The organism is Pseudomonadota bacterium (genome assembly GCA_041395565.1).
Classification (GTDB): Bacteria; Pseudomonadota; Gammaproteobacteria; order UBA9214; family UBA9214; genus UBA9214.
In genome coordinates this window covers 235,456-250,651 of sequence record JAWLAI010000006.1, presented here as the reverse complement: position 1 = coordinate 250,651, position 15,196 = coordinate 235,456, and the positions used below count along the sequence as shown (strand labels likewise).

Annotated in this window: 8 protein-coding genes and 2 pseudogenes; all 10 read left to right on the top strand. The window is 64.1% G+C overall.

Features of this window, described 5'->3' with window-relative positions:
- Positions 1 to 2: 2 nt before the first annotated feature.
- The 10 genes and pseudogenes from nusG (at position 3) to fusA (ending at position 15,187) form a co-directional block, all read left to right on the top strand.
- Complete coding sequence (gene nusG / locus R3F42_10960; protein MEZ5542552.1) at positions 3 to 536, top strand: transcription termination/antitermination protein NusG; 534 nt, start codon at positions 3 to 5, stop codon at positions 534 to 536.
- Positions 537 to 723: 187 nt separating this feature from the next.
- Positions 724 to 1,152, top strand: a complete 429-nt coding sequence (gene rplK, locus R3F42_10955; protein ID MEZ5542551.1) for a 50S ribosomal protein L11 — start codon at positions 724 to 726, stop codon at positions 1,150 to 1,152.
- A gap of 6 nt (positions 1,153 to 1,158) precedes the next feature.
- Positions 1,159 to 1,851: a 50S ribosomal protein L1 gene (gene rplA, locus R3F42_10950; GenBank protein MEZ5542550.1), complete on the top strand. Its 693-nt coding sequence runs from the start codon at positions 1,159 to 1,161 to the stop codon at positions 1,849 to 1,851.
- Between the two features lie 491 nt (positions 1,852 to 2,342).
- A complete protein-coding gene (gene rplJ, locus R3F42_10945) occupies positions 2,343 to 2,870 on the top strand; it encodes a 50S ribosomal protein L10 (protein ID MEZ5542549.1) in 528 nt (175 codons plus the stop codon).
- Positions 2,871 to 2,909: 39 nt separating this feature from the next.
- Positions 2,910 to 3,281 (top strand): annotated as a pseudogene (gene rplL, locus R3F42_10940) (50S ribosomal protein L7/L12).
- Between the two features lie 205 nt (positions 3,282 to 3,486).
- Positions 3,487 to 7,733: pseudogene (rpoB, locus tag R3F42_10935) on the top strand (DNA-directed RNA polymerase subunit beta).
- A 67-nt stretch (positions 7,734 to 7,800) separates the two neighbouring features.
- A complete protein-coding gene (gene rpoC / locus R3F42_10930; protein MEZ5542548.1) occupies positions 7,801 to 12,030 on the top strand; it encodes a DNA-directed RNA polymerase subunit beta' in 4,230 nt (1,409 codons plus the stop codon).
- 132 nt (positions 12,031 to 12,162) lie between these two features.
- Entirely contained in the window at positions 12,163 to 12,537 is a 375-nt protein-coding gene (gene rpsL / locus R3F42_10925) for a 30S ribosomal protein S12 (GenBank protein MEZ5542547.1), read from the top strand.
- A gap of 41 nt (positions 12,538 to 12,578) precedes the next feature.
- Positions 12,579 to 13,049, top strand: a complete 471-nt coding sequence (gene rpsG / locus R3F42_10920) for a 30S ribosomal protein S7 (protein MEZ5542546.1) — start codon at positions 12,579 to 12,581, stop codon at positions 13,047 to 13,049.
- A gap of 47 nt (positions 13,050 to 13,096) precedes the next feature.
- On the top strand, positions 13,097 to 15,187 hold the full coding sequence (gene fusA / locus R3F42_10915; protein MEZ5542545.1) for an elongation factor G: 2,091 nt from the start codon (positions 13,097 to 13,099) through the stop codon (positions 15,185 to 15,187).
- Positions 15,188 to 15,196: the final 9 nt, after the last annotated feature.

Here is a 15,196-nt window from a genome sequence, read left to right as displayed (position 1 = left end):
CGATGTCATTACAGTGGTATGTCGTACAGGCCTATTCGGGTTTCGAGAACCAGGTCAAACGGGCGCTGGAAGAGCGCATCGCGCGCGCGCACATGCAGGATTCCTTCGGCGACATCCTGGTGCCGACCGAGGAAGTCGTCGAGATGCGCGAGGGCGCCAAGCGCAAGAGCGAGCGCAAGTTCTTCCCGGGCTACGTGCTGGTCCAGATGGACATGAACGAGGATACCTGGCACCTGGTCAAGGATGCCCCCAAGGTGCTCGGTTTCATCGGCGGCACCAGCGACCGTCCCGCGCCGATCACCCAGCGCGAGGCCGATGCCATCCTGCAGCGTGTGCAGGAAGGCGCCGAGAAGCCGCGGCCGAAGGTGCTGTTCGAGGTCGGCGAAGTGGTGCGCGTCACCGACGGCCCGTTCAACGACTTCAACGGCGTGGTGGAAGAGGTCAACTACGAAAAGAGCCGGCTGCGGGTGTCGGTCCTGATCTTCGGCCGCTCGACACCGGTCGAGCTCGAGTTCAGCCAGGTGGAGAAGGCGTAAAATTTAGCGGGGTCAGCCCCCCTATTTTTACCTGAATGAGGAATCCGGTGCATGGATGCACCGGCGTCGCGAGACGGAGCCCGGCGCGGGCGTGTACCGCGCCGGAGCGAAAAGCAAAAGGACAGGGCGTCCTTTCGCGTAACTAACACAGGGGAGCCGCAAGGCGCTTGTACCCACAGGAGTCATCATGGCCAAGAAAATCGAGGCTTACATCAAGCTGCAGGTGGCGGCCGGTTCCGCCAACCCGAGCCCGCCGGTCGGTCCGGCGCTGGGTCAGCACGGCGTCAACATCATGGAGTTCTGCAAGGCGTTCAATGCGCAGACCCAGAATCTGGAAAAGGGCTTGCCGATACCCGTTGTCATCACCGTGTACAGCGATCGCAGCTTTTCCTTCATCCTCAAGACGCCGCCGGCTTCCGTGCTGTTGAAGAAGGCGGTCGGCATCCAGAGCGGTTCCGCGACACCCAACACCGTCAAGGTCGGCACCGTGACGCGGGCCCAGCTGGAGGAAATCGCAGCGACCAAGATGCCCGATCTGAATGCCGCGGATATGGAAGCGGCCGTACGTATCATTGCCGGAAGCGCCCGCAGCATGGGCCTTGATGTGAAGGAGTAGACGATCATGGCCAAACTGACGAAACGGGCGAAGGCGATCCGGGAGAAGGTCGAGCGCAACAGGGCGTATCCGATCGACGAGGCGCTGGGTCTGCTGAAGCAGCTCTCCAGCGTGAAATTCAAGGAATCGGTCGATGTCAGCGTCAACCTCGGCATCGATCCGCGCAAGTCGGATCAGGCTGTGCGTGGCGCCACCGTGCTGCCGCACGGCACCGGCAAGAGCGTGCGCGTGGCCGTGTTCACCCAGGGTGCCAACGCGGAGGCCGCGAAGGCCGCCGGTGCCGACATCGTCGGCTTCGATGACCTGGCGGACAAGGTCAAGCAGGGTTTCATGGAATTCGACGTCGTCATCGCCTCGCCGGACGCGATGCGCGTGGTCGGTGCGTTGGGGCAGATCCTCGGTCCGCGCGGCCTGATGCCGAATCCCAAGGTCGGCACAGTGACCCCGGACGTGGTCACCGCCGTGAAGAATGCCAAGGCCGGCCAGGTGCGTTACCGGGCCGACAAGGCGGGCATCATTCACTGTCCGATCGGCCGCGTCGATTTCGAGATCGGTGCGCTGAAGGAGAATCTGGGTGCGTTGCTGGCGGATTTGAACAAGGTCAAGCCGTCCACCGCCAAAGGCGTGTACATGAAGAAGGTGTCCGTCTCGACGACCATGGGGCCTGGGCTCCAGGTCGACCAGACGACCCTCGCGTGAGGTTGTTGTCATAGCCGTCTCTCCCCCCGGGGAGAGCGCCGGAGCGGGAGCTGCTCCCGTGCTCCGGCCGGTCCTGATCAGGACCGGGAAAGGATTTGGCGCTTTCCGGTATATCCGGCAGCCGTCAAAGACCGCAGGTACGCGGTGCGAACCGTGTTTAATCATCCGCCGCTGGCGGAAGGCCTGCGCAGAGGGTGAGCGCAAGACAGTATCGATGCACAGGGACGTGCGAGTGTCGCGGGAGGCAGGAGCCGATAGCGACCGGTGCACAGAGAGGTGCGAGTGTCGCAACCGGCGCCTGGCCGGTAGTGATCGCTGCAATGGGAACAGGCATGACCGCAATCGGTCGCGCAGTTGCCTGGGACCTGCCGGAAACGGCCTGTCTTCAAGTCACCGCAAGGTGCGCCGCGCAGCAGTGCCGGCGTGGAGTAAATAAACGGGAACGCAACACGCGGCCAGGCCGGGTGCCAGTTCCTGAAGAGGTAGACACAATGGCGTTAACTCTTGAAGAGAAAAAGGCTGTTGTTGCTGAAGTAGCCGAGGTTGCCAAAGGGGCATTCTCGGCCGTCGCCGCCGAATACAGCGGCCTGACGGTCGAGCAACTGACCAACCTGCGTATCAAGGCGCGCGCGGACAATGTCTATTTGCGCGTCGTGAAGAACACGCTGGCGCGTCGTGCCCTGGAAGGTACCGACTTCGCATGCATGAGCGAGCGGCTGACCGGTCCGTTGATCCTGGCGTTTTCGCAGGAGGATCCGGGTGCGGCCGCGCGCGTGACCAAGGAGTTTGCCAAGGCAAACGACAAGTTCAAGGTCACCATGCTGTCGGTCGGCGGCGAACTGCTGGAGCCGTCCCAGATCGACCGGTTGGCCACGTTGCCGACCCGCGATCAGGCGCTCGGCATGCTGATGTCGGTGATGCAGGCCCCGATCGCCAAGCTGGCACGGACCCTCAACGAGGTGCCCGGCAAGCTGGTGCGTACCGTGGCCGCGATCCGCGATGCCAAGCAGGCAGCATAGACACATTTATTTCACAGTTTAGAGACAGGAGTATTCGAAATGGCCGTTTCACAAGAAGAGATTCTGGAAACAATCGCAAACATGTCGGTGATGGACGTCGTCAGTCTGATTTCCGCCATGGAAGAGAAGTTCGGCGTGTCCGCTGCCGCCGCCGTCGCCGTTGCCGCGCCGGCTGCCGGTGGTGAGGCTGCCGCCGCGGAAGAGAAGGACGAGTTCGATGTCGTCATGACCAGCTTCGGCGAGAACAAGGTCGGCGTCATCAAGGCCGTCCGCGCGATCACCGGCCTGGGCCTGAAGGAGGCCAAGGACATGGTGGAAGGCGTACCGTCGACCGTCAAGGAGGCCGCCACCAAGGATGCCGCAGCCGACATCAAGAAACAGCTCGAGGAAGCCGGCGCTACCGTAGAGCTCAACAAACGGGTTGCACGTAATCCGTTTGTGATTACAGCAAACCCGGTATCCCAGGGCGGGCTGGACGCAGTTCATGCGTCCGGCCTGTTCCTGCTTGTCGTACAAGAAAGGGCGGCGCCTGCAGCGCGCGCCGCCTGTCCGTGCCGCCCCGGCGGGTCGCGGCGCTGACCGAAGCTTTCTTCATCTTTACTGGAGAGGAAAACCGATGGCTTACAGCTACACCGAGAAGAAACGCATACGCAAGGACTTTGGCGAGCGCCACAGCATTCTGGAAGTGCCGTACCTGCTGGCGACCCAGATCGAGTCCTATCGCGACTTCCTGCAGGCCGACAAGGCTCCTGAGGCGCGCGATGACAAGGGTCTGCATGCCGCATTCACCTCGGTTTTCCCTATCGTCAGCTATTCCGGCAATGCCGCGCTGGACTATGTCAACTACCGCCTGGGCGAACCCGCCTTCGACGTGAAGGAATGCCAGATGCGCGGCCTGACCTACGCAGCCCCGTTGCGCGCGCTGGTGCGCCTGGTCATCTACGACAAGGATTCCCCTGCCGATGCGCGCAAGATCAAGGACATCAAGGAGCAGGAAGTCTACATGGGCGAGCTGCCGCTGATGACCGAAAACGGCACGTTCGTGATCAACGGCACCGAACGCGTCATCGTATCCCAGCTGCACCGCTCGCCGGGAGTGTTCTTCGACCACGACAAGGGCAAGACCCATTCCTCCGGCAAGCTGCTGTTCTCGGCGCGCGTGATTCCCTACCGCGGTTCCTGGCTGGATATGGAGTTCGACCCGAAGGACTGCGTGTTCGTGCGCATCGACCGCCGCCGCAAGCTGCCGGCGACCATCCTGCTGCGCGCGCTGGGCTACGACAACGAGAAGATCCTGGAGCTGTTCTTCGAGACCAACACCTTCCATTTCAGCAAGAACGAGATCCGCCTCGACCTGGTGGCCGAGCGCCTGCGCGGCGAGGTGGCCAGTTTCGAGATCAAGGTGAAGGGCAAGGTCATCGTCGAGGAAGGGCGGCGTGTGACCGCGCGCCATATCCGCGAGCTCGACAAGGCCGGTGTCAAGTCGCTGGTCGTGCCGCAGGAATACCTGCTCGGCAAGATCATCGCGCGCAATATCGTCGACGAGGAGACCGGCGAGATCATCGCCAACGCCAACGACGAGATCGGCAAGGAGCTGCTGGCCAAGCTGATCGACTCCGGGGTCAAGGATCTCAGCACCCTGTACGTCAACGATCTCGACCGCGGGTCCTACATCTCCAGCACGCTGCGCATCGATCCGACCACCAGCGAACTGGACGCGATGGTCGAGATCTACCGCATGATGCGCCCGGGCGAGCCGCCGACCAAGGACGCCGCGCAGAACCTGTTCCGCAACCTGTTCTTCACCAGCGAGCGCTATGACCTCTCCGCGGTCGGCCGCATGAAGTTCAACCGCCGCATCGGACGCGATGAGGTGGCCGGCCCCGGCATCCTGATCGACGACCTGTACCTGATCAACGATCTGGAGGCCAGGATCAAGCCGAAGAACGATGCGCATGAAGTGTCGCTCGCGACCATCGACTCCAACATTGTGCAGCTGGTGCGCGCCGCCGGCAACACGGGCGATAGCGTGACCTGGAGCGGGCTGAAACAGGCGGTCGCGGCCTACGGCTCCGACATCCTGCACGTGCTGCGCACACTGGTGGACATCCGCAACGGCAACGGCTACGTCGATGACATCGATCATCTCGGCAACCGCCGTATCCGCTGCGTGGGCGAAATGGCGGAGAACGTGTTCCGCATCGGCCTGGTGCGGGTGGAGCGCGCCGTCAAGGAACGCCTGAGCCTGGCGGAATCCGAGAGCCTGATGCCGCAGGAACTGATCAACGCCAAGCCGGTGGCCGCGGCCGTCAAGGAATTCTTCGGCTCCAGCCAGCTGTCTCAGTTCATGGATCAGAACAACCCGCTGTCCGAGGTTACCCACAAGCGCCGCGTCTCGGCGCTGGGCCCGGGCGGTCTGACGCGCGAGCGTGCCGGCTTCGAGGTGCGCGACGTGCACCCGACCCACTACGGCCGCGTCTGCCCGATCGAGACTCCGGAAGGTCCGAACATCGGCCTGATCAACTCGCTCGCCGTTTATTCGCGGACCAACGAGTACGGTTTCCTGGAGACACCGTACCGCAAGGTGGACAACGGCCGCGTCACCGACGACATCGTCTACCTGTCGGCGATCGAGGAGGGTCAGTACGTCATCGCCCAGGCCAACGCCAACATCGACGCCAAGGGCATGCTGACCGAGGATCTGGTGACCTGCCGGCACAAGAACGAGTTCACGACCTCGACGCCGGACAAGGTCGATTACATCGACATCTCGCCGAAGCAGATCGTCTCGGTGGCGGCGGCACTGATTCCGTTCCTGGAGCACGACGACGCCAACCGCGCGTTGATGGGCTCCAACATGCAGCGCCAGGCGGTGCCGACGCTGATCACCGAGAAACCGCTGGTCGGTACCGGCATCGAGCGTACCGTGGCCATCGACTCCGGCGTGACCGTGGTCGCGCGCCGTGGCGGCGTGGTCGACTCCGTCGACGCGGCCCGCATCGTGGTCAAGGTCAACGATGCTGAAACCGTCGCCGGCGTACCGGGCGTGGACATTTACAACCTGACCAAGTACACGCGCTCCAATCAGAACACCTGCATCAACCAGCCGCTGGTGCGTCCGGGCGACGCGATTGCGCGCGGCGACGTGCTGGCCGACGGACCGAGGCACCGATCTCGGCGAAGCTGGCGCTGGGCCAGAACCCGCTGGTCGCGTTCATGCCCTGGAACGGTTACAACTTCGAGGACTCCATCCTCATCTCCGAGCGCGTGGTGGAGGAGGACCGCTTCACCACCATCCACATCGAGGAACTGACCTCGGTGGCCCGCGACACCAAGCTGGGTGCCGAGGAGATCACCGGCGACATCCCCAACGTGGGCGAGAGCGCGCTCGCCAAGCTGGACGAGTCCGGTATCGTCTACATCGGTGCCGAGGTCAAGCCGGGCGACATCCTGGTCGGCAAGGTCACCCCCAAGGGCGAGACCCAGCTGACGCCGGAAGAGAAACTGCTGCGTGCCATCTTCGGCGAAAAGGCCTCCGACGTGAAGGATACCTCGCTGCGCGTGCCGAGCGGCATGGACGGCACCGTCATCGACGTGCAGGTGTTCACCCGCGACGGCGTGGAAAAGGATGCCCGCGCACTGCAGATCCAGGATGAGCAGATGGCTGCAATCCGCAAGGACCTGAACGACCAGCTGCGCATCATGGAAGACGATATCTACGAGCGCGTCGGCACCCTGCTTTCCGGCAAGGTGGCCGAGGGCGGTCCGAAGAAACTCGCCGCCGGCAGCAAGATCACCAAGGATTACCTGAACGAAATCGACCGCGACAAGTGGTTCGAGGTGCGCCTGCGCAACGAGGAGGCCAACGCCGACCTGGAGAAGGCCGCCGAACACCTCAAGCAGCTGCGCAAGGAATTCGAGCAGCGTCTGGAAGACAAGCGCGGCAAGCTCACCACCGGTGACGATCTGGCGCCGGGCGTGCTGAAGATGGTGAAGGTCTACCTGGCCGTAAAGCGCCGGATCCAGCCGGGCGACAAGATGGCCGGACGCCACGGCAACAAGGGCGTGATCTCGATGATCCAGCCGGTCGAGGACATGCCGTTCACTGCGGACGGCACGGCGATCGACATCGTGCTGAACCCGCTCGGCGTGCCCTCGCGCATGAACATCGGCCAGGTGCTGGAGACCCACCTCGGCTGGGCCGCGAAGGGGCTCGGCATCAAGATCGGCAGGATGCTCGAGGCGCAGCAGAAGGTCGCCGACATCCGCGCACTGCTCGACAAGATCTACAATTCCAGCGGCCGCAAGGAAGACCTCAATTCACTGGGTGATGCCGAGATCCTCGATCTGGCAAGGAACCTGGTGAAGGGCGTGCCGATGGCCACGCCGGTATTCGACGGTGCGCCGGAGTCCGCGATCAAGCGCATGCTGGAGCTGGCGGACCTGCCGGTCAGCGGCCAGACCACGCTCTACGACGGCCGTACCGGCGACGCTTTCGACCGCGAGGTCACGGTCGGCTACATGTATATGCTCAAGCTCAACCACCTGGTCGATGACAAGATGCATGCCCGTTCCACCGGTCCCTACAGCCTGGTCACGCAGCAGCCGCTCGGCGGCAAGGCGCAGTTCGGCGGCCAGCGCTTCGGTGAGATGGAGGTGTGGGCGCTGGAGGCCTACGGCGCCGCTTACACCCTGCAGGAGATGCTCACCGTCAAGTCCGACGACGTGAATGGCCGTACCAAGATGTACAAGAACATCGTGGACGGCAACCACCAGATGGATGCCGGCATGCCGGAGTCCTTCAACGTGCTGGTGAAGGAAATCCGTTCGCTCGGACTCAACATGGAGTTGGAGCAGGAATAGGAACAGGCAACAGGATGATCGGCAGCCGGTTCGCCGGTATCGCGACACTCCACGTGCAGGAGAGACGATGAAAGACTTACTCAATCTACTGAAACCGCAGGGTCATACGGAAGAATTCGACGCCATCCGCATCGGCCTGGCGTCCCCCGACATGATCCGTTCCTGGTCGTACGGCGAGGTCAAGAAGCCGGAGACGATCAACTACCGCACCTTCAAGCCGGAGCGCGACGGCCTGTTCTGCGCCAAGATCTTCGGACCGGTCAAGGACTACGAATGCCTGTGCGGCAAGTACAAGCGCCTCAAGCACCGCGGCGTGGTGTGCGAGAAGTGCGGCGTGGAGGTCACGCTCGCCAAGGTCAGGCGCGAGCGGATGGGCCACATCGAGCTGGCCAGCCCGGCCGCCCACATCTGGTTCCTGAAGTCGCTGCCCTCGCGCATCGGCCTGCTGCTCGACATGACGCTGCGTGATATCGAGCGCGTGCTGTATTTCGAGGCCTACGCCGTGATCGATCCCGGCATGACCACGCTCGAGCGCGGCCAGCTGCTGACCGACGAGGCTTACCTCGACGCCATCCAGGAGAACGGCGACGAGTTCGACGCGCGCATGGGTGCCGAGGCGATCTACGAGCTGCTCAAGGGTATCGACCTGCAGGTCGAGGCGGTGAAGCTGCGCGAGGAGGGCGGTTCCACCAAGTCCGAGACCAAGCTCAAGCGCATCACCAAGCGCCTCAAGCTGATCGAGTCGTTCCTCGATTCCGGCAACCGGCCGGAATGGATGGTGATGACGGTGCTGCCGGTGCTGCCGCCGGAGCTGCGCCCGCTGGTGCCGCTCGATGGCGGCCGCTTCGCGACCTCCGACCTGAACGACCTGTACCGTCGCGTCATCAACCGCAACAACCGCCTCAAGCGGCTGCTCGAACTCTCCGCCCCGGACATCATCGTGCGCAACGAGAAGCGCATGCTGCAGGAGTCCGTCGACGCCCTGCTCGACAACGGTCGCCGCGGCCGCGCCATCACCGGCACCAACAAGCGTCCGCTGAAGTCGCTGGCCGACATGATCAAGGGCAAGCAGGGACGCTTCCGCCAGAACCTGCTCGGCAAGCGCGTCGACTACTCCGGACGTTCCGTGATCGTGGTCGGTCCGACGCTCAAGCTGCACCAGTGCGGCCTGCCCAAGCGCATGGCGCTGGAGCTGTTCAAGCCGTTCATCTTCAGCAAGCTGCAGCTGCGCGGCCTGGCCACCACCATCAAGGCGGCCAAGAAGCTGGTCGAGCGCGAGGGGCCGGAGGTCTGGGATATCCTGGAAGAGGTCATCCGTGAACATCCGGTGCTGCTGAACCGCGCACCGACCCTGCATCGCCTCGGCATCCAGGCCTTCGAGCCGGTGCTGATCGAGGGTAAGGCGATCCAGCTGCACCCGCTGGTGTGCGCCGCATTCAACGCCGACTTCGACGGCGACCAGATGGCCGTGCACGTACCGCTGTCGCTGGAGGCGCAGCTGGAGGCGCGCGCGCTGATGATGTCTTCCAACAACATCCTCTCGCCGGCCAACGGCGAACCGATCATCGTGCCCTCCCAGGACGTGGTGCTGGGGCTCTACTACCTGACGCGCGAATCGATCAATGCGAAGGGTGAAGGCATGGTGTTCGCGGATGTCGCCGAGGTGCACCGCGCCTACCAGAGCGGTGCGGCGTCGCTGCACGCGCGCGTCAAGGTGCGCATCCCGCGCTACGAGCTCGACGAGAACGGCGAGGCCTACCGGACCAAGGGGCTGGTGGAGACCACCGTCGGCCGCGCGCTGATGTCCGAGATCCTGCCCCGGGGACTGACCTTCGACCTGGTCAACCGCGACATGACCAAGAAGGCGATCTCCAACCTGATCAACGCCTGCTATCGCCGCGTCGGTCTGAAGGAGACCGTGATCTTCGCCGACCAGCTGATGTACACGGGTTTTTCCTACGCCACCCGGGCAGCGGTATCGTTCGGTATCAACGACATGACCATTCCCGCGGTCAAGGCCAAGATCCTCAGCGATGCCGAGGACGAGGTGCTGGAGATCGAGAACCAGTACACCTCCGGTCTGGTCACCATGGGCGAGCGCTACAACAAGGTGGTCGACATCTGGTCGCGTACCAACGAGCAGGTCGCCAAGGCGATGATGGAAGTGCTCGGTACCGAGGAGAAGGTTGACGCCAAGGGCAACAGGGTCAAGCAGCCCTCCTTCAATTCCGTCTACATGATGGCCGACTCCGGCGCGCGCGGCTCCGCCGCCCAGATCCGCCAGCTGGCCGGCATGCGCGGCCTGATGGCCAAGCCGGACGGTTCCATCATCGAGACACCGATCACCGCGAACTTCCGCGAGGGTCTCGACGTGCTGCAGTACTTCATCTCCACCCACGGCGCGCGCAAGGGCCTGGCCGATACGGCGCTGAAAACCGCCAACTCCGGTTACCTGACCCGCCGCCTGGTCGACGTGGCCCAGGATCTGGTGATCATCGGCGACGACTGCGGCACCGGCGAGGGCCTGGTAATGACGCCGCTGGTCGAGGGTGGCGACGTCGTGGAGCCGCTGCGCGAACGCGTGCTCGGCCGCCTGACCGCCGAGGACGTGCTGCGTCCCGGTACCGAGGAGGTGATCGCACCGCGCAACACCCTGCTCGACGAGGACTGGGTCGACCGGCTCGAGGCGCTGGGTGTGGACGAGCTGAAGGTGCGTTCCGCGATCACCTGCGACAACCGCTACGGCGTCTGTGCCGCCTGCTACGGCCGCGACCTGGCGCGCGGCCACATGGTCAATGCCGGCGAGGCCATCGGCGTGATCGCGGCGCAGTCCATCGGCGAGCCGGGCACGCAGCTGACCATGCGCACCTTCCACATCGGTGGCGCCGCCAGCCGCGCCGCGACCGTCAACAGCGTGGAGGTCAAGTCCAGCGGCACCGTGCGCCTGCACAACATCAAGACCGTCACCAACAAGCAGGGTAACCTGGTCGCGGTGTCCCGTTCCGGCGAAATCGGCCTGGTGGACGAGTTCGGCCGCGAGCGTGAGCGCTACAAGGTGCCTTACGGCTCCGTGATCAGCGTCGCCGACGGCGACTCCGTCGCGGGCGGCAGCGTGATCGCGACCTGGGATCCGCACACCCACCCGATCGTCACCGAGGTGGCCGGCGTGGCCCGCTTCTCGGACTTCATCGACGGTGTCACCGTGCAGGAATCCACCGACGAGGTGACCGGCCTGACCAGCCTGGTGATCACCGATCCCAAGTCCCGCGGCAGCGGCGCCAAGGATCTGCGGCCGATGGTCAAGCTGGTGGACGCCAAGGGCAAGGCGCTCAAACTCGCCGGTACCGACCTGGATGCGGCGTACTTCCTGCCCTCCGGCGCGGTCGTCGGCCTGGAGGACGGCGCCGAGGTGAGCGTGGGCGACGTCATCGCCCGCATCCCGCAGGAATCGTCAAAAACCCGTGATATTACCGGTGGTTTGCCGCGCGTTGCCGACCTGTTCGAGGCCCGCAAGCCCAAGGAACCCGCCATCCTGGCGGAGATCTCCGGCACGGTGGGCTTCGGCAAGGACACCAAGGGCAAGCAGCGCGTGATCATCACCGGCGCCGATGGCGAGGCCCACGAGGAGCTGATCCCCAAGTGGCGCCATGTCACGGTGTTCGAGGGCGAGCACATCGAGAAGGGCGAGACCCTGGTCGACGGCGAGCCCAGCGCGCACGACATCCTGCGCCTGCTCGGGACCTCCACCATGGCCAGCTATCTGGTCAAGGAGATCCAGGACGTCTACCGGCTGCAGGGCGTGAAGATCAACGACAAGCATATCGAGGTCATCCTGCGCCAGATGCTGCGCAAGGTGGAGATCGTCGAGGGCAACGACAGCCGCTTCCTCAAGGGCGAGCAGGTGGAGAAATCCCGCATCCTGGAGGAGAGCGAGCAGTTGCTGCGCACCGGCAAACAGACGGCCGAGTGGATCCCGCTGCTGCTGGGCATCACCAAGGCCTCGCTGGCGACCGAGTCGTTCATCTCGGCGGCCTCCTTCCAGGAGACCACCCGGGTGCTCACCGAGGCCTCGGTCCGCGGCAGCTGCGACAACCTGCGCGGCCTGAAGGAGAACGTGATCGTCGGGCGCCTGATCCCGGCGGGTACCGGTCTGGCCTACCACGAGTCGCGCCACCGTCAACGCGACGTCATTCCCCTGGATATTTCCGAGGAAATGGCGGCCGTGGACGCGGCCGACGACGAGCAGGCAGAGGGTGTAACCGCCTCGTCCGAGGCCGAATCTTCCACGGACGAATAGAAATCGACCTTGACAGGGCTATGCCCTGATTCTAAAATTCCGCTCCTTTCGACAGGCCGGTCCCAAGCCGGCCTGTCGTTTGTTTTCACCTGCGGAATTATTTCGTTTCGAATCTCGGGGTTTTGTTGAGTAATGGCCACAATCAATCAATTAGTGCGCAAACCGCGTTCCCGGAAACGGGAAAAGAGTACCGTTCCCGCGCTGGAATCCTGTCCCCAGAAGCGCGGTGTCTGCACGCGTGTCTACACCACGACTCCGAAGAAGCCGAACTCGGCGCTGCGCAAGGTAGCGCGCGTGCGCCTGACCAACGGTTTCGAGGTGACTACATATATTGGTGGCGAAGGCCACAACCTGCAGGAGCACTCGGTCGTGCTCATCCGCGGCGGCCGTGTCAAGGACCTGCCGGGTGTGCGCTACCACACCGTGCGCGGCAGCCTCGACACCTCCGGCGTCACCAGCCGGCGCCAGGGCCGTTCGAAGTACGGCGCCAAGCGCCCGAAGGCCTGATGCCCCGGATTGAGCAACGAACACTGATTTGAGATCGCACCATGTCCAGAAGAAGAGTTATTGGTTCACGTGAAATCCTGCCGGATCCCAAGTACGGGAACCTGATGCTGGCCAAGTTCATCAACATGGTCATGCAGTCCGGCAAGAAGGCGGTCGCCGAGCGCATCATCTACGGCGCGCTCGACCAGATCGCCGGCAGAGGCAACAAGAACCCGGTGGAAGTGCTGGACAAGGCGCTGGACAACGTGCGCCCGATGGTCGAGGTGAAGTCACGCCGTGTCGGCGGCGCCACCTACCAGGTACCGGTCGAGGTGCGTCCGGTGCGCCGTACCACCCTGGCCATGCGCTGGGTGCTGGACGCCGCACGCAAGCGCAGCGAGAAGTCCATGCCGCTGCGCCTGGCCGGCGAGCTGATGGACGCGGCCGAGAACCGCGGCGCCGCCGTCAAGAAGCGCGAGGACACGCACCGCATGGCGGATGCGAACAAGGCGTTTTCGCATTACCGCTGGTAAGCCGCGCCGCAGCAGATATTCAGCAGGATTACGACCGTGGCCCAGAACTGCACACTTCCATCGAGCGCTACCGGAACATCGGTATTTCCGCGCACATCGATGCCGGGAAGACCACGACGACCGAGCGTGTGCTGTTCTATACGGGCGTGAGCCACAAGATTGGCGAGGTGCACGACGGCGCCGCCACCATGGACTGGATGGAGCAGGAGCAGGAACGCGGGATCACCATCACTTCCGCGGCCACGACCTGCTTCTGGGCCGGCATGGGGCAGCAGTATCCGCAGCACCGCATCAACATCATCGACACGCCCGGCCATGTGGACTTCACCATCGAGGTGGAGCGCTCCATGCGTGTGCTGGACGGCGCCTGCATGCTGTACTGCGCGGTCGGCGGCGTGCAGCCGCAGTCCGAGACGGTCTGGCGCCAGGCCACCAAGTACGGCGTGCCGCGCCTGGCCTTCGTCAACAAGATGGACCGCGCCGGCGCCGACTTCTTCAAGGTCGAGCGCCAGCTGCGCGAGCGCCTGCGCGCCAACCCGGTGCCGGTGCAGATCCCGATCGGTGCCGAGGACGGTTTTCGCGGTGTCGTCGACCTGATCAAGATGAAGGCCATCCTCTGGAGCGAGGCGGACATGGGTGTCTCCTTCTCCTATGAAGACATCCCCGCCGAGCTGCGCGCTAGCGCTGGCGAATGGCGTGAGAAGATGATCGAGGCCGCGGCCGAGGCCAGCGAGGAACTGATGGAGAAGTACCTCGAGCAGGGTGACCTGAACGAGGCGGAGATCCGCCAGGCCCTGCGCCGGCGCACCATCGACCTCGAGATCGTACCGATGCTGTGCGGCTCCGCGTTCAAGAACAAGGGCGTGCAGGCCATGCTGGACGCCGTGGTGGACTTCCTGCCGGCGCCGACCGAGGTGCCGGCCATCAAGGGCATCGACCTGGACAGCGAGCAGCCGGTGGAGCGTCACGCCGACGACGCCGAGCCGTTCTCCGCGCTGGCGTTCAAGATCGCGACCGACCCGTTCGTCGGCACGCTGACCTTCATCCGCGTCTACTCGGGCGTGCTGAAGTCCGGCGACAGCGTGCGCAACTCGACCAGCGGCAACAAGGAGCGCATCGGCCGTATCCTGCAGATGCATGCCAACCAGCGCGAGGAGATCAAGGAAGTGCGCGCCGGTGACATCGCCGCCTGCGTCGGCCTGAAGGACATCGTGACCGGCACGACGCTGTCCGCGCTGGATCACGCGGTGATGCTGGAGCGCATGGAGTTCCCGGATCCGGTGATCTCGGTGGCGGTCGAGCCGAAGACCAAGAGCGACCAGGAGAAGATGGGCATCGCACTGCAGAAGCTGGCGCAGGAAGACCCGTCGTTTCGCGTGCATACCGACGAGGAGTCCGGCCAGACCATCATCTCCGGTATGGGCGAGCTGCACCTGGAGATCATCGTCGACCGCATGAAGCGCGAGTTCAAGGTCGAGGCCAACGTCGGCGCGCCGCAGGTCGCCTACCGCGAGACCATCCGTGCGAAGGTCGAGGCGGAAGGCAAGTTCGTGCGCCAGTCCGGCGGCCGCGGCCAGTATGGCCACGTCTGGCTGCGGCTGGAACCGCAGGAGCCGGGCGCCGGCTACGAATTCGTAAATGGGATCGTCGGCGGCGTGGTGCCCAGGGAATACATTCCCGCCGTGGACAAGGGCATTCAGGAGCAGATGCAGAACGGCGTCATCGGTGGCTACCCGGTGGTGGACGTCAAGGTCACCGTGTTCGACGGTTCCTACCACGACGTCGACTCCAACGAGATGGCGTTCAAGATCGCTGGCTCCATGGGCTTCAAGGAAGGCGCACAGAAGGCCAAGCCGGTGCTGCTCGAGCCGATCATGGCGGTCGAGGTGGAAACGCCGGAGGAATACATGGGCGACGTCATGGGTGACCTGAACCGCCGGCGCGGCATCATCGGCGGCATGGAGGACAATGCCGGCGTCAAGCTGCTGCGCGCCGAGGTGCCGCTGGCCGAGATGTTCGGTTACTCGACCTCGCTGCGTTCGCAGACCCAGGGCCGCGCGACCTACTCCATGGAGTTCAAGAAATACAGCGAGGCCCCGGCCAACGTCGCCGAGGCCGTCATCAAAAAGGCATCCTGATCTTTAATC

Coding starts and splice junctions, on each gene's coding strand:
- nusG (MEZ5542552.1), top strand. CDS start 3: ATGTCATTACAGTGGTATGTCGTACAGGCCTATTCGGGTTTCGAGAAC.
- rplK (MEZ5542551.1), top strand. CDS start 724: ATGGCCAAGAAAATCGAGGCTTACATCAAGCTGCAGGTGGCGGCCGGT.
- rplA (MEZ5542550.1), top strand. CDS start 1,159: ATGGCCAAACTGACGAAACGGGCGAAGGCGATCCGGGAGAAGGTCGAG.
- rplJ (MEZ5542549.1), top strand. CDS start 2,343: ATGGCGTTAACTCTTGAAGAGAAAAAGGCTGTTGTTGCTGAAGTAGCC.
- rpoC (MEZ5542548.1), top strand. CDS start 7,801: ATGAAAGACTTACTCAATCTACTGAAACCGCAGGGTCATACGGAAGAA.
- rpsL (MEZ5542547.1), top strand. CDS start 12,163: ATGGCCACAATCAATCAATTAGTGCGCAAACCGCGTTCCCGGAAACGG.
- rpsG (MEZ5542546.1), top strand. CDS start 12,579: ATGTCCAGAAGAAGAGTTATTGGTTCACGTGAAATCCTGCCGGATCCC.